The following is a 14,320-nucleotide window of genomic DNA, read 5'->3' as shown; positions in this document are numbered from 1 at the left end:
ACAGATAGAGGAGGAATTACATGACATTTTATCAGGAGTTGCAGTTAAATCAGGCAGGTTCTAAAAACCTGTTGAAAAAGAGTGAAACACTAAAAGAAAAATTATATCATATGTGGGTATATCTGGTGAAGATAGCTGCTACAATGGCATTTTGTTTTTTCTTTGTTAGTATTTTCAGTATCCTATTTGGAAATGAGAACAGCATTGTAGGTGTAGTAGTCTTATTATGTCTCATGGTGTTTAGAAATGCGGATCTGGGGATCCACACCGGACAATCTACGATGCTTTTGGCTTTGTTCTTTGTAATTATGACTGTATGTCCGCATTTAGCAAATCAGTTTTCACCGGTATTGGGAATGCTGTTAAATATTGCGGCACTGGCTGTGTTGATTCTGTTCGGATGCCATAATCCATTCATGTTTAATCAATCTACATTGGTTCTTGGGTATCTGCTGCTATATGGTTATGATGTTACGGGAAAAAGCTATCAAATGCGATTAGTCGGAATGGCTTTAGGTGCAGCACTTACCTGCTTCGTATTTTATCGAAATCATAAAAACAGAACTTATAAAAGAAATCTGAAAGATCTGATACAAGAATTTGATATCACTTCTTCCAGAACAAAATGGCAGATATGTCAGATTTTATGCGTACCGATTGTCCTTTGCATTGCAGAACTTTGTAATATGCCACGTGCAATGTGGGCTGGTATTGCGGCCATGTCAGCGATTTTGCCGTTTATGGAAGATATGCACTACAGAGTCCGTAAAAGGATTGTCGGAAATATTGCAGGTGTTATATGTTTTACAGTATTATATTTTCTGCTTCCTTCGTCAATCTATGCATATATAGGAATTCTTGGTGGAATCGGTGTAGGATTTTCAGCACAATATGGCTGGCAGGCAGTATTTAACACATTTGGTGCTTTAGCCATTGCTACAGAGACTTATGGACTACAAGGAGCGGTTAGTCTTAGAGTGATTCAAAATGTTTTTGGTGTTGTGTTTGCTTTAGCATTTTGTGTTATATTTTATTGGTTTATGTCTAAAAAAAAGGAAAGTGATGTGACCGTACATGCAGAGTGAAGTGAATCAGGAAGAAAATTTGAATAGAATTATTACGGTTCCTAATCTTCTTTCTTTTTTTCGGCTTTGTCTGATTCCGGTAATTATATGGAGTTATTGTGTAAAGAAAAATCCTCTGTTAGCTGGTGAAATCTTATTGCTGTCTGGTCTTACGGAGCTTGCTGATGGATATATCGCAAGAAGATTCCATAGGATTAGTAATTTAGGAAAAATACTTGATCCGGTGGCTGATAAGCTGACACAGGCAGCGATGTTAATCTGTCTGTTTACTCGTTTTCCGCATATGCTTCTTTTAATCGTAATAATGGCAGGTAAGGAGCTGTATATGGTAGTCAGTGGATGTCTTGTGATACGAAAGACAGGAAAAGTACATGGTGCAGACTGGCATGGAAAGATAGTAACCTTTTTATTATATGGAACTGCAGCGGTGCATATTATATGGTTCCAAATTACACCGATGGTATCAGATCTGTTGATTGGTTTGTGCGCTATAATGATGGTCATATCGGTCGCTCTGTATATTATCCAGAATACCAGGACTCTTAAGGGAGAGACTGTATAAGCAATTTTATATTGCAATGACTAGAAAAATATTTAGGAGAAGATAGATATAAACAGTAAGTCAAACACACAAACTATGGAGTCTTTAGTCGGTTTAATAAAATTTTAGATAGAAAATAAATCATTCAATGTCATTTAGATAAGGTTTTTTATGACAAAAAGACAGATTGCTTATCTGCCTTATAATGCAGTATGATGGTAACGAGATTTATGCAACCCGATACATGAAATCCCTATTTCTCTTTGGACGGAGGTGGATAGGATATTTTCGATTGTACTTGACAGGTGTCAGATACTTTTGTATGAGAAGCATGGACTCTGTTTCGTTACCATCGTGTTTGAGATATGCCCTGCATATGTTTACTGCATTTGAAACGGATTTACTCTGCATCTGGAGCATAAACTGAATATACTCGCGGAAAGAAAGTTTGCGGTTCCTGGTAAAATCACTTTCCGGATTACGGCAGAACATGGAGTGAATTTCATCGAGTTCTGTGATGCAGTTGTCGAGTGTGGATTTTAAATTAGATAAGAAAAAATCAGCCATAATGAGCCTCCTTGAAATATGTTTATAATCAAGGCTTGCGCAACATATATTGGCTTACTTGTCAACTGTTTTTTGTAATATTTTTAAAGTTTTTAGGCATAAAAACAGTGGCTTTCTATGACAGAAAACCACTAAAATGATGCTTAACTGAATGGCATTGCTTTATCACCACTTTGAAAATGGTTGTTTTATGACGGATAGTCAGACAGTTTTGGATATAAGAGATGATCTGGGAGCAATCATGAATGAATGCAGGGAAGTGACCGAAAAGTACCGCACAGGACGGAGTGCATATTTACGGCTCGGACAGTTGTTTATGAGATTGTTTGCAGGACTATTATAGCAGAAAGAAGAGGTGTTCGATATGTGTACAGCAGCAACTTACAAAACAAAAGATTTTTATATGGGCAGAACGCTTGATTATGAATTTTCCTATGGGGAACAGATCACGATAACGCCAAGAAATTACGAATTTGATTTCCGGTTTGCCGGGAAGATAAAAAGCCATTATGCTTTGATCGGAATGGCATTTGTTGCAGGAGGTTATCCGCTTTATTATGATGCTGTTAATGAAAAAGGCCTTGGAATGGCAGGTCTTAATTTTGTCGGCAATGCGGCATATGAAGAGGCTTTGCCGGAAGATGAAACAGAAGTCAGCCAAGTGGCACAGTTCGAGTTCATCCCATGGATCCTTACACAGTGTGCTACTGTAGCAGAGGTGAGAGAGAAGCTGGCAGCAATGAGACTGACAGGCACAGCATTCAGTGAACAGCTGCCGACAGCACAGCTTCACTGGATCATTGCAGACAAAGACTCCTGTATCGTTGTTGAGTCTATGAAGGATGGGCTGCATGTATATGATAATCCGGTAGGAGTGCTTACCAATAATCCACCATTCCCGAGTCAGATGTTTGCACTGAATAATTATGCCGGAGTATCCAGAAAACAGCCGGAGAGTACTTTTGCAGGAGTATTACAGCTTGATGCATATAGCAGAGGAATGGGGGGAATGGGAATACCTGGAGATCTTTCCAGCCAGTCAAGATTTGTGAAAGTTGCCTTTACAAAATTAAATTCGATCTCCGGTGAAGAAGAGGATGAGAGTGTAAGCCAGTTCTTCCATATCTTAGGATCCGTAGATCAGCAGCGTGGATGTTGTGAGGTGACAGAAGGCAAATATGAGATCACGATATACACGTCCTGTTGTAATACAGCAAAAGGTATTTATTATTATACGACTTATGATAATCATCAGATCACAGCGGTTGACATGCATGCGGAAAATCTGGATTCAGATCAGCTGATCTGTTATCCGCTTCTGTCCAAGGGCGAAGTCAGATGGCAGAATAAATAATACGAAAATGCACGGAGAAAGCATATCGCAGAACAACAGGAGGAAGACCATGAAAGAAGTTAAAACACCGAAAAAACCACTGGCATATTATTATGGGATTGTGTTAATAGTGCTGATCGTATTTAATCTGGTTGTCACACCAATCCTTATGGAGCATCAGGTAAAGGAAACGGATTATGGAACTTTTTTGAGCATGATCGAGAAGAAGAATATTGGTGAAGTAGAAGTTAATGACAATCAGATCATCTTTACAGATAAAGATCAAAAAAATATTTATAAAACAGGTCTGATGAACGATCCGAACCTGACGGACAGGCTATATGAATGTGGAGCAGTATTCGCAAAAGATATCGATAAGCAGATGTCACCGATCATCAGCTTCTTGCTGACCGGGGTTTTGCCATTGATCCTTTTTATCGCACTGGGAAATTATATGGCGAAGAAACTGATGGAGCATGCCGGAGGAAAAAATTCGATGGCTTTTGGAATGGGAAAAAGCAATGCGAAGATTTATGTGCAATCCAGTGAGGGAATCCGTTTTTCAGACGTTGCAGGAGAAGATGAGGCGAAAGAAAACCTTTCAGAGATCGTTGATTATCTTCACAATCCGAAGAAGTATACCGATGTAGGTGCGTCTATGCCAAAAGGTGTCCTTCTTGTAGGACCTCCGGGAACCGGCAAAACAATGCTTGCAAAAGCAGTGGCGGGTGAATCAAATGTACCATTTTTCTCAATGTCCGGATCAGAATTTGTTGAGATGTTTGTCGGTATGGGAGCTTCCAAAGTTCGAGATCTTTTCGGACAGGCAAAGGAAAAGGCACCATGTATCGTGTTTATTGATGAAATTGATGCCATTGGTAAAAAGCGTGACGGACAAATGGGCGGAAATGATGAGAGGGAGCAGACCTTAAACCAGCTTCTTACAGAGATGGACGGATTTGAAGGAAATAATGGTGTCATCATTCTTGCTGCAACGAACCGTCCGGAGTCGTTAGATCCGGCACTTACACGTCCGGGACGTTTTGACAGACGTGTGCCGGTTGAACTGCCGGATCTTGCAGGCCGTGAAGCAATTTTAAAGGTTCATGCAAAGAAGATAAAAGCATCTGATGATGTTGACCTGCATACGATTGCGCGTATGGCATCGGGGGCATCCGGTGCGGAGCTTGCCAATATTATAAATGAAGCAGCATTACGTGCTGTCCGTAGTGGAAGGACCGTTGTAAATGAATCTGATCTCGAAGAAAGTATAGAAGTGGTTATTGCAGGATATCAGAAGAAGAATGCGGTTCTTTCAGATCAAGAGAAGAAGGTTGTTGCATATCATGAGATAGGACACGCTCTGGTAGCTGCATTACAGAGTCATTCAGCTCCGGTCCAGAAGATTACGATCATCCCGCGTACCTCAGGTGCACTCGGCTACACTATGCAGGTTGAGCAGGGTGATAAATATCTGATGACGAAAAAAGAACTTGAGAATAAGATTGCTACATTTACAGGCGGACGTGCGGCAGAGGAGATCGTATTTGGTGAGATCACGACCGGAGCCTCCAATGATATCGAACAGGCAACAAAAATTGCAAGAGCGATGATCACCCGCTACGGCATGACAGATGAATTCGACATGGTGGCAATGGAAAACGTGACCAACCAGTATCTTGGCGGCGATACGTCTCTTTCCTGTTCTGCAGATACACAGAAGGAAATTGATGAAAAAGTCGTGCAGCTCGTAAAAGCAGAGCATGAAAAAGCAAGAAAAATCCTTGCTGAAAACAGGGAAAAACTGGACGAACTGGCTATGTACCTGTATGAGAAGGAAACAATTACAGGTGACGAATTTATGGATATTTTAGACAGAAAATAATGTAGTTAATTAGATAATCAATGTCATTTAGATAAGAAAAATAGTTAGTAGTTCTGAAAAATGGAATTATTTTATATAAAGGAGCGGACAAATTCTCATTTACAGGGAGCGGAAGATTGAGCTGGATAAAATACTCGGCTCAATCTTCCACATGGAATACATCTTCGACCAGCATATTAAAGTACTTTGATATCCGCAGCATAAATTCGGCAGATGGGGTGCTGTCCCCACGTTCTATCCTGCCGACCGTTTTGGTGCTGTATCCGATAGCAGCGGCAAGGTCATCCTGGTAAATGCCACGCTGTTCCCGGATTTCTCTGATATTATTAGTAACCGCCATAAAAATCCCTTCTTTCAGTTCTATAGATATTTTCTTATTTTCAATTATGCAAAATAATGTGTCCAATAAAAAGGACTTGCAATTTTATCAGCAATGTCCTGTGATAGCAGAAGCATCAGATTTTCCAAGAACTTTTCCAAATATGTCTAAGCGGTCGTTTTCTCCAACCTTGATAGGTGCATACTTTTCATTAAGCGAGATAAGGAAAATTCCGTCTTTATCGTTTTGTAATTTCTTGATGTAGGCTTCTCCGTTTAGAGCGAAGATGCCGATTTCTCCATTAGCAACAGATTCCAGTTGTAATACCCATGCAATCTGACCATCGTGGAATTCAGGTTCCATACTGTCACCACTAATGCGGACACCGAAAGTAGTATCTTCCGGCAGGATAGATTCATCTATGCGTACAGTCTCTTTCGGTCCGTCTACAAGGAAGTTACCGGTTCCGGCTGATACGGCATTTTCAAAAATATCAATGCTACGGAATGGAATTATCTTAGCAGTCTGCTTTTCATACATTCCGGATGCGTGGAGCAGATTGATATAATCCATAGCCTTTTCCCTGCCTTCATCAGTAAGTGAGGAGAAAGGATCAGTAGGATTTACTCCAAAATATGCCTCATACATGTTAGTAATACCAAGGATTCTACACACTTTGTAAAATATGGTAACGCTTGGTTCAGCAAGATTTCTCTCCCAGTTGGATATGGCTTTATAGGAAATGGTAATGCCTTCCTTTGCCAGTTCATCAGCGAGATCCTGTTGGAGCAAGCCTTTCTTTTTTCTATATGATGAAATGATTTCTCCGATTGAGTACATACATACGCCTCTTTTCTTTCATTTTGTTGATTTCAAATGTCTCTTTTCACTCCATAGTATATAGCAATAGTGCCAATTATTCAAGTTAAAAATCCAATATAATGAGAAAAATGACACATGTGTCCGTTGACAGTCGATTATTCTTGGGGTTATACTATGCCCTGTAAGAAACATTACTCATATACTTGGACTAAGAGTCAAATTGGAAGGAGTAAGCGCTATTTAACAAAAGATAGATCAGATATGTGTTATTCAGATGAATGGAAGTTGATTGTACCCAAAAGCTTGTATTACACAAAAATAGATGCACAGATTGACTGACCAATTATTTAGTATTGATGTACATTTATTCTTTTGCTCCTGCAAATTTCATTGTTTTACAGACGGAAACAAGAGAATTGCGATCACGTTGACTGCAGATTTCTTACTGAGAAATGGATACATGGGAATTGCAAATGTGTATTTCAGAGAAATGGAAAATATAAGTTATCATGTGGCAGCCGGGCACATAGATGAGGAGCTTTTAACCGAGCTGATGACTGCTATATTAGATAATACTTATGATAATGATGAAGCATTAAAGTTAAAATTATTTAATGCCATTTCTGTTGAAGAGCAGTTTTACGAATAGTTTTGGTCCCGACATTAATGTCGGGACCAAAACTAGTTTGCAAAGGGCAGACAGGGAAGCTCTTCAAGAAACTATGATGTATTAGGAAGAGAACTGTTTACACCGGATGAAGTCAGAAAGCTGGATAACAAAAAGTGTATTATCTTTATCCGTGGTTTTGATCCTATCATGGATAATATAAGTTCATACCATTCAATCATCCGATGTTTAATCAGACAGCAGATGGCAAGGGAGAGCCTTATGTTCATCAGATAAGGGGAGCAGAGAATCTCATCGGTCCACCATTTGAGATTCTTTCAGACAAGGCAGTTAAGTATTATGAAAAATTAAGGGATAAGGGAGAGAATGTATATATAGACTCTCTTACCTATGAGCAGTTTATGATGCTTGGTGATGCGGAATTAAGCAGAAGATTCTCCATGCAGGATGAAACAGAACAGAAAGCAAAGATTGACAGGGAGCAGTCGAATGAGCTTGAGTATGTCGATGAATCGCAGAAGTCTGATGCTGCAGAAAGTGCCAACGCTTCTAATGGAAGTGCTGGTGCTAAGCCTGTAAGGAATCCTGAGAGGGAAAAGCCTAAGTGGGAGGATACTATCACAAACTGAATGTTGCATTGGTCATATACGCCGGAGCAGAAAGAGGAAGTGAAGAAAGCTCTTGCTGCAGGCGTTCCCAAAGCAACGATTCTTACTTACTTCTATCCAGAGGTAACTGTGGAGAAGATGAGTTCATATCGGAAGAAGCAGTAAATGTTATCGCATAGGCATGTTTACTATGGTATAATGTGCCTATGTGAGAAAAATTATTATTTAGAACTTATTTGCTTATATGATAAGCAGAATGGAGGCTTTGCGAGATGAAAGTAATCATTATAAATGGAAGTGCAAGAAAAGGAAACACTCTTACAGCGATTGAGGCTTTTGTAAAAGGAGCATCTGAAAAAAACGAAATTGAAATCATTGAACCTGACAAACTTAATATTGCACCATGCAAGGGCTGTGGTGCCTGTCAATGTTCTAAGGGATGTGTAGATAAGGATGATACAAATCCTACAATTGATAAAATTGCTGCCGCAGATATGATCCTTTTTGCAACACCGGTTTATTGGTGGGGAATGTCAGCACAATTGAAACTTATCATTGATAAGTGTTATTGCCGTGGAATGCAGTTAAAAAATAAAAAAGTTGGCACGATTGTTGTAGGCGGTTCTCCAGTTGACAGTATCCAGTATGAGTTGATTGATAAGCAGTTTGACTGTATGGCAAAATATCTTTCATGGGATTTGCTTTTCCAGAAGTCATATTATGCAACAGCAAAGGATGAGCTTTCTAAAAATCAGGATGCTATGAAAGAGCTTGAGGATATTGGAAAAGATTTATAAAGCTTGTATAATGAAAGTGACAAAACGGTTTTCCTTCATGCTGGTCTCCTTCTGTTTATTCCCGGTAAATCTGTGCAAACCGGAAATTTCTGATGAATAACATGGTGCAGGATCGTTTTCGATTATTATATTTTACTGTGAGATTGTGATATTAGCAATAGTGAAATGGGGCAGAGAAGAGTTGAAAAGGCAGACGGATAAGAAACAAAGATAAAATAGTAAAAATAGAATAGAACAAAGAAAGAATATGGAGATAAAACAGAAAGGAATAGACAATGAATGTAAATCCTATAACAAGATTGGATTATCCAGATCTGGACGTGATCCGCGTAGAAGACACCTATTATATGGTATCCACAACCATGCATTTTATGCCGGGCTGTGAGATTCTGCAGTCTTTTGATCTGGTGCACTGGGAGCATGTGACTTATGTCTATGAGACGTTGGATCATACGGATGCGCAGCAACTGAAAAACGGTCAGAATATTTACGGACAGGGCATGTGGGCAGCTTCCCTGCGCTATCATGAAGGCCGATTTTGTATCTGCTTTGTGGCAAATGATACCCGTAAGACTTATTTGTATACTTCGGAAAAAATAGATGGTCCATGGAAAAAGCAGCTGATAGAAGGCTTTTATCATGACGGCTCTTTATTATTTGATGAGGATGGCAGAAACTATATTGTATATGGAAATGATGAAATCTGGATTACAGAATTGAATGAAGATTTGACTGCACCAAAGAAGGACGGATTACATCGTCTTTTAGTCAGTGATCATAAGAACCCGGAGCTAGGCTATGAGGGTTCTCATATTCAAAAAATAAACGGCTATTATTATATTTTTCTGATTCATTCCCGGAGAGACCGCTGGATGCGGACGGAAGCATGCTTTTACAGTGATTCTCTGGAAGGAGAATTCACGGGTGGAGATGTACTTTGTGATGATCGTGGATATTGTGGACAGGGCGTGGCACAGGGAGGAATAGTGGATACGCCGGATGGAAAGTGGTATGCAATGCTGTTTCAGGATTTCGGAGCAGTTGGACGGATTCCTATTCTGCTTCCGGTTACCTGGAAGGATCATTTTCCGTTTTTTGGACAGAACGGACATGTGCCGGAAGAAATAGAGGTTCACAGTACCAGACCAGGATATATTTATCAGCCATTAGTGGGAAGTGATGATTTCTGTAATGGGCTGCTTCCGCGCTGGCAGTTTAATCATGATCCAGATCCACGGTACTATCATCTGGATGCATTGCAGGGAACCTATACAATTACAACACGGGAAGTTTGTACAGAGCTTACACAGGCAGTAAATACGCTTACGCAAAGGATGAGTTATCCGTCCTGCGCAGCTGAGGTTACTGTTGATGCTTCTGCATTGAAAGAGGGCGATGTCGCAGGTTTGTGTGCGTTGCAGAGCTGTTATGCTGCAGTTGGCATTACAAAACATCATGGAAAATATGAAGTCCTTATGCTGGATAAAAAAGAAGATGGTATATTGGATATGACGGAAGGAACTATTGTTGAATCACACCAGATGGATTTTCGTCTTGAAGCAGATTTCTGTAACATGAAGGATGAAGCACGCTGCTATTACCGGGTAAATAAGGGAGACTGGCTACCCATCGGAACCGTGCATAAGCTGTACTTCAAACTGGATCATTTTACTGGTTGCCGGTTTGGTCTGTTCTGTTATGCGGCAGAGGAAACAGGAGGAAGTGCCTGCTTCCGGGATTTTAAGTATTATGATGTTGATGAAATCTCATAAAGATAGAACTGCATAAAATAAGTGTCGGAATTTACTCAAATTTTTCCTACTTTGGACATTGGTTTTTACAACGGTATTGTATAGTGAAGCAGAGGAAAAACAAAACATGTTTCAGAGAGGAGAAATGATTATGAGAATTAAGAGTATGATGAAGGGTATGCTTGCTGTTGTAATGGCAATGTCTATGGCAGCATGCTCCGGAGCACCTGCAGCAGACCAGACTTCTTCTGAGTCACCGTCACCGGCACAGACAGAAAGTACAGCAGCAACAGAGCAGGAAACAATCGTAACAGAAGTATCTGCAGAAACGCAGACGCAAGAAGAAACAGCAAAAGCACCGAAATATGTTTTCTGTTTATTGGTGATGGTATGAGCTATCCCCAGTTTCAGGCAGCATCTGACTATCTTGGAGCAATAGCAGATGAAGATTATGTCAAGGCACTTCCGAGCAATAGCTATGAAGACCGTGGAGGAGCAGTACTGGACGGACCGGAAGCAGGATACAAGGTTACCTATACACAGGCTGATGCAGAAGCGGTTAAAGCTCACTGAATCTATCGTGGGGCTTCTTACTATGATTGCAGGAGGCGGTATTATATATTACCTTGTCTGCAAGAGATGGTCAGATGTCTTTCTTATGTCTCTGATCTTTGCAGCTATCATGGCTCTTTTGCTGGCTGTCATAACAGTGCAGGATTGGTGTGATATGCTGATTGAAAAAATTGGCGCACTCTGAAATCCGTATACATTAAGGGTTTGAGCATGTCTCGAACCCTTAAATGCTTTTATAATATCTTGTGTTTCTATTTGACGTGTGTTAATCTTTACTTGAAAAAGGCATAATAAGTTAAATATGAGACATTGTTTATGCATGTTTATCTTTGCTTATGAAAGTGAGCATCGGTAAACTCTCAAGAACAAGGAATCAAATTTAATCTATCATGTCTGGCTTATTCAGCGTACCCGGGATACGTGGATTTTCTGCCAGACTATCTTTATGCCTTTTAGTATAAATACTAGGAGGTCTTTTTTTATGGACGAGAAAGAAATCAAATTTATCCAAGATCAAATTGGATACACGTTCAAAAACCAGGAGCTGCTTGTTCAAGCATTTACTCGTCGCTCCTATTCAATGGAAAATGGAGGACAGGATAATGAGGTCCTTGAATTTATCGGAGACAAGGCATTGGATTTTGTTGTCGTGAAGCAGCTCTCCGAGGAATTCGGCCATTATTCAAAGAAGTATCAGAACTGGGAAAAGTGGGGTAAGACCGAGGAAACGGGAACCTTTATTTCTGATTTGGATGAGGGAGAATTAACTGAGATTAAGAAGCAATTGGTTCAAAAGAACACTCTTGCAGATGCAATCGACAACTTAGGGATAGCCTACTATCTGATAATGGGAAAAGGAGATGTCGAGAAAAACATTCAGGATTCACTATCGGTTAAAGAGGATCTGTTTGAAGCGATTCTTGGTGCGATAGCCTTGGATTCAAATTGGGATATTGAAGCATTACAGGATAGCATGAATGTTATGCTGAATCCAGGCGAGCTCATGTTTGATGAAGATGTAAACTATGTGGCTGAGATACAAGCTTGGTCATCGGCTAATTCAGGAAACATTCCACTTCACTGTTTCTATCCTACTTCCATGCAGGGTACATGGTATATGCCAAGGCATCATATGTGTATATATGGAAAAGCGGAGCAGGATACGCACTTTGCGTGTGAAGTTCTAATACCGGGAATTGATTATCATTTCGTCGGATACGGCAGATCAAAGAATCTGGCCAGGATGGACGCATCGAGATTGGCGTATGAATATCTGAAAGATGAGGATATGCTCTTTTCTATTAGAGATGAGATTGATGATCCGAATTATAATGATTCCATCGGGCAGTTGGAGATCCTTGCCAGAAGAGGCTATTTCTCCATCCCTCAATATGACTTCAAAGAAACGCATGACGAAGATGGTAATCCGGTTTGGAATTGTAAATGCTCTATAAAAGAAAAAGATACTGTAACCAATGGAAGATCTTCGTCTAAGAAAGATGCGAAGAAACAGGCAGCATATGATATGCTGACATTTGTTTTGGAGGAGGAATAAGCCATGGCAAAATATGCATTCAATTATGATTCCGGCGAATATGAATATATAGAAAGAGACGGCTTCAGTATAGATCGTGGTGAATACGTTTATAACTGGGATGACAGTGAGTATCGCCGCGAGGAAGAAGAGGAAGAAGAGCGTCGCCGGGAAGAACGAAGAATGTGGAATGAGGATTGACCAGAGGGATAATAAATGAATCATGACATTGAGAAAGCATTGGATAATCTTGAAAAAAGGGCACAGGATATTCAACACTATATGAATATTATGAGCAAAGTAAAGACGGTTAACGTTGCCGATGATCAAGATTTTCAGCGGGAATTTGACTTTTTTTACAAGGTTAGACGAAATGCAGAATGGCGGAAAGTATTCTTTGAGATTTTCGAAAGGAAGAAAAAGAAGAATTGTTCCTACAAAGAAATTATAACGGAACTGTACGAAGGAACCGGACAAGTTGAGGCATCCTTTGCGAGTAAGATGCTGGCATCTATAGATGAGAATATGCCAATTTGGGATTCGAAGGTTCTTGATAGAATTGGAATTAAATCTTCAAATAAATGAGGACAGCAAAAACTCGAGGAAACAATTGAGTTATATGATGTCATTGTACAATGGTATAGTGATCTTAAGGCAAACAAGGCAAGCTATAACGAATATATAACATCCTTTGATAGTCGTTTTCCGGATTATTCATCAATCAGCGATACCAAAAAGATTGATTTTATACTGTGGGCGATGGGCGAAGAGGAAGAGGATACTATTCCATCTGTTTATATTCAAAATATGGAGGCCTTATCAGATGCTGCAAAGATTGCATCCCGCTCCATAGAAGCATATCCGGGAGTTGTTTCTGCGGTAAAACAAATTGCTGATTGTATGAAGCAGTATCAAGGTATCTCGCAAACCTTTATGGAAAACGCTCGTAGAATTAGTGAGACTATCCGCCCCATTTTTGAATATCAGCAACAGATAATGGAATCCGTTCGGCCAGCACTAGAATCGTTAGGTAAAACAATTGCGGCTATCACTGCTACAATTCCTAAAATTGAGATTCCGGAGTCATTTTTTAAGACTCTAGGTAACCTAAGATATCTATATACGTTAAAAAGCATTACATGGCCACTATTTCTTGAAGATGATGAGGAATTAAAAGAAATCATTACGGGTCTATGTGGGGATAAAAAAGAAAACTATCCATTGGATGAATTGGCTGCATCTATCTGCAATTACTATAATTCTGAGAAATTAGATAATATAGTAGACGGATGGAGGAAACTATTGAAGGATGATTTAGAGAGATTGCTGTTATTGGAGGAGGCAGTTAATCTTCACAACTCTGGATGCTATTATGGTGCGACTTCTATCATGATGTGTCAAGTGGATGGTCTGATTTGTGACATTTCAAATTATACAGATGAAAATGGCTTAATATGCTCGGAAGATGATGAGAAGGAGATTTGTGAACTCTACCGGATTGATTTTCAGAATCATAAGAAATTTGCGAAGACAAGCGAAAAGCATATGATTTTGAGGTTGGCTGCAATGACAGAAAATGCTGTCTTTTATTGGGAAGCAATGACTGATTACATATACAATGTAGTGCTAACGAGTCATGGGGAAGAATATCGTGATCATAACCCGCTGAGAAATAAAATCTGTCATGGCGATCAATTGGATTTCGGAACGGAGGAAAAATCGCTAAAGAGTATTTTTGTAATTGATTTGTTACTTAACCTAAAAAGCGAAATGCAATGGTTGGCTGAGCACAAATAAATTTGATAAATGAAAAGTCTAATCCCCCAGCTATGCTGGGGAGAATGGAATAGTTGGAAACGGTGAGGATAAAAAAGAAA

At 39.7% G+C, this 14,320-nt stretch carries 16 protein-coding genes and 2 pseudogenes; 15 read left to right on the top strand and 3 right to left on the bottom strand.

What is annotated here, in order from left to right:
• The first annotated feature begins 20 nt into the window (after positions 1-20).
• Both RHOM_RS14780 and RHOM_RS14775 read left to right on the top strand, forming a co-directional pair.
• The gene (locus tag RHOM_RS14780; RefSeq protein WP_014081107.1) at positions 21-1,085 is read left to right on the top strand and encodes an FUSC family protein; all 1,065 of its coding nucleotides are present in this window, start codon (positions 21-23) and stop codon (positions 1,083-1,085) included.
• Positions 1,075-1,647 (top strand): CDP-alcohol phosphatidyltransferase family protein, encoded by a 573-nt coding sequence (locus RHOM_RS14775; RefSeq protein WP_014081106.1) that lies wholly within the window; start codon positions 1,075-1,077, stop codon positions 1,645-1,647. Before RHOM_RS14780 ends, RHOM_RS14775 begins: the two co-directional genes overlap by 11 nt.
• A gap of 207 nt (positions 1,648-1,854) precedes the next feature.
• Here the strand turns inward: RHOM_RS14775 and RHOM_RS14770 are convergent, their stop codons facing one another.
• Positions 1,855-2,193, bottom strand: coding sequence for a hypothetical protein (locus RHOM_RS14770; RefSeq protein WP_007887600.1), 339 nt, complete (start codon positions 2,191-2,193; stop codon positions 1,855-1,857).
• 160 nt (positions 2,194-2,353) lie between these two features.
• Between RHOM_RS14770 and RHOM_RS18250 the strand changes: the two are divergent.
• The 3 genes and pseudogenes from RHOM_RS18250 to ftsH form a co-directional block, all read left to right on the top strand.
• Positions 2,354-2,536, top strand: a pseudogene (locus RHOM_RS18250) (hypothetical protein); the annotation flags it as partial.
• A gap of 21 nt (positions 2,537-2,557) precedes the next feature.
• A complete protein-coding gene (gene bsh, locus RHOM_RS14765; RefSeq protein WP_014081104.1) occupies positions 2,558-3,547 on the top strand; it encodes a choloylglycine hydrolase in 990 nt (329 codons plus the stop codon).
• 49 nt (positions 3,548-3,596) lie between these two features.
• A complete protein-coding gene (gene ftsH / locus RHOM_RS14760; protein WP_014081103.1) occupies positions 3,597-5,411 on the top strand; it encodes an ATP-dependent zinc metalloprotease FtsH in 1,815 nt (604 codons plus the stop codon).
• 139 nt (positions 5,412-5,550) lie between these two features.
• On the opposite strand, the gene RHOM_RS14755 is transcribed toward ftsH, so the two are convergent.
• Complete coding sequence (locus RHOM_RS14755; RefSeq protein ID WP_004611564.1) at positions 5,551-5,751, bottom strand: helix-turn-helix transcriptional regulator; 201 nt, start codon at positions 5,749-5,751, stop codon at positions 5,551-5,553.
• Between the two features lie 87 nt (positions 5,752-5,838).
• Entirely contained in the window at positions 5,839-6,570 is a 732-nt protein-coding gene (locus RHOM_RS14750) for a helix-turn-helix domain-containing protein (protein ID WP_014081102.1), read from the bottom strand.
• A 442-nt stretch (positions 6,571-7,012) separates the two neighbouring features.
• Here RHOM_RS14750 and RHOM_RS14745 point away from each other — a divergent pair, with 442 nt between their 5' ends.
• The 10 genes and pseudogenes from RHOM_RS14745 to RHOM_RS14705 all read left to right on the top strand — a co-directional run bounded on the left by RHOM_RS14745 (position 7,013) and on the right by RHOM_RS14705 (position 14,240).
• The gene (locus RHOM_RS14745) at positions 7,013-7,201 is read left to right on the top strand and encodes a hypothetical protein (protein WP_197736947.1); all 189 of its coding nucleotides are present in this window, start codon (positions 7,013-7,015) and stop codon (positions 7,199-7,201) included.
• Between the two features lie 42 nt (positions 7,202-7,243).
• Positions 7,244-7,953, top strand: a pseudogene (locus RHOM_RS18325) (type IV secretory system conjugative DNA transfer family protein); the annotation flags it as partial.
• 107 nt (positions 7,954-8,060) lie between these two features.
• A complete protein-coding gene (locus RHOM_RS14735; RefSeq protein WP_014081098.1) occupies positions 8,061-8,585 on the top strand; it encodes a flavodoxin family protein in 525 nt (174 codons plus the stop codon).
• Positions 8,586-8,860: 275 nt separating this feature from the next.
• Positions 8,861-10,357, top strand: coding sequence for a glycoside hydrolase family 43 protein (locus RHOM_RS14730; protein WP_014081097.1), 1,497 nt, complete (start codon positions 8,861-8,863; stop codon positions 10,355-10,357).
• A 145-nt stretch (positions 10,358-10,502) separates the two neighbouring features.
• Complete coding sequence (locus RHOM_RS18035; RefSeq protein ID WP_242823142.1) at positions 10,503-10,730, top strand: hypothetical protein; 228 nt, start codon at positions 10,503-10,505, stop codon at positions 10,728-10,730.
• Positions 10,731-10,778: 48 nt separating this feature from the next.
• Positions 10,779-11,093 (top strand): hypothetical protein, encoded by a 315-nt coding sequence (locus RHOM_RS17655; protein WP_044024706.1) that lies wholly within the window; start codon positions 10,779-10,781, stop codon positions 11,091-11,093.
• A gap of 297 nt (positions 11,094-11,390) precedes the next feature.
• The gene (locus tag RHOM_RS16620; protein ID WP_014081094.1) at positions 11,391-12,464 is read left to right on the top strand and encodes a ribonuclease III domain-containing protein; all 1,074 of its coding nucleotides are present in this window, start codon (positions 11,391-11,393) and stop codon (positions 12,462-12,464) included.
• Between the two features lie 3 nt (positions 12,465-12,467).
• Positions 12,468-12,644, top strand: coding sequence for a hypothetical protein (locus RHOM_RS17755; RefSeq protein WP_014081093.1), 177 nt, complete (start codon positions 12,468-12,470; stop codon positions 12,642-12,644).
• Positions 12,645-12,659: 15 nt separating this feature from the next.
• Positions 12,660-13,028 (top strand): hypothetical protein, encoded by a 369-nt coding sequence (locus tag RHOM_RS14710; protein WP_014081092.1) that lies wholly within the window; start codon positions 12,660-12,662, stop codon positions 13,026-13,028.
• A gap of 174 nt (positions 13,029-13,202) precedes the next feature.
• Positions 13,203-14,240, top strand: a complete 1,038-nt coding sequence (locus RHOM_RS14705) for a hypothetical protein (protein WP_014081091.1) — start codon at positions 13,203-13,205, stop codon at positions 14,238-14,240.
• Positions 14,241-14,320: the final 80 nt, after the last annotated feature.

This window comes from Roseburia hominis A2-183 (genome assembly GCF_000225345.1).
GTDB classification, from domain to species: Bacteria; Bacillota; Clostridia; order Lachnospirales; family Lachnospiraceae; genus Roseburia; species Roseburia hominis.
The sequence above is the reverse complement of the archived record's forward strand: the minus strand, read 5'-3'. Positions and strand labels throughout refer to the sequence as shown.

Coding starts and splice junctions, on each gene's coding strand:
- RHOM_RS14780 (WP_014081107.1), top strand. CDS start 21: ATGACATTTTATCAGGAGTTGCAGTTAAATCAGGCAGGTTCTAAAAAC.
- RHOM_RS14775 (WP_014081106.1), top strand. CDS start 1,075: ATGCAGAGTGAAGTGAATCAGGAAGAAAATTTGAATAGAATTATTACG.
- RHOM_RS14770 (WP_007887600.1), bottom strand. CDS start 2,193: ATGGCTGATTTTTTCTTATCTAATTTAAAATCCACACTCGACAACTGC.
- bsh (WP_014081104.1), top strand. CDS start 2,558: ATGTGTACAGCAGCAACTTACAAAACAAAAGATTTTTATATGGGCAGA.
- ftsH (WP_014081103.1), top strand. CDS start 3,597: ATGAAAGAAGTTAAAACACCGAAAAAACCACTGGCATATTATTATGGG.
- RHOM_RS14755 (WP_004611564.1), bottom strand. CDS start 5,751: ATGGCGGTTACTAATAATATCAGAGAAATCCGGGAACAGCGTGGCATT.
- RHOM_RS14750 (WP_014081102.1), bottom strand. CDS start 6,570: ATGTACTCAATCGGAGAAATCATTTCATCATATAGAAAAAAGAAAGGC.
- RHOM_RS14745 (WP_197736947.1), top strand. CDS start 7,013: ATGGGAATTGCAAATGTGTATTTCAGAGAAATGGAAAATATAAGTTAT.
- RHOM_RS14735 (WP_014081098.1), top strand. CDS start 8,061: ATGAAAGTAATCATTATAAATGGAAGTGCAAGAAAAGGAAACACTCTT.
- RHOM_RS14730 (WP_014081097.1), top strand. CDS start 8,861: ATGAATGTAAATCCTATAACAAGATTGGATTATCCAGATCTGGACGTG.
- RHOM_RS18035 (WP_242823142.1), top strand. CDS start 10,503: ATGATGAAGGGTATGCTTGCTGTTGTAATGGCAATGTCTATGGCAGCA.
- RHOM_RS17655 (WP_044024706.1), top strand. CDS start 10,779: ATGAAGATTATGTCAAGGCACTTCCGAGCAATAGCTATGAAGACCGTG.
- RHOM_RS16620 (WP_014081094.1), top strand. CDS start 11,391: ATGGACGAGAAAGAAATCAAATTTATCCAAGATCAAATTGGATACACG.
- RHOM_RS17755 (WP_014081093.1), top strand. CDS start 12,468: ATGGCAAAATATGCATTCAATTATGATTCCGGCGAATATGAATATATA.
- RHOM_RS14710 (WP_014081092.1), top strand. CDS start 12,660: ATGAATCATGACATTGAGAAAGCATTGGATAATCTTGAAAAAAGGGCA.
- RHOM_RS14705 (WP_014081091.1), top strand. CDS start 13,203: ATGGGCGAAGAGGAAGAGGATACTATTCCATCTGTTTATATTCAAAAT.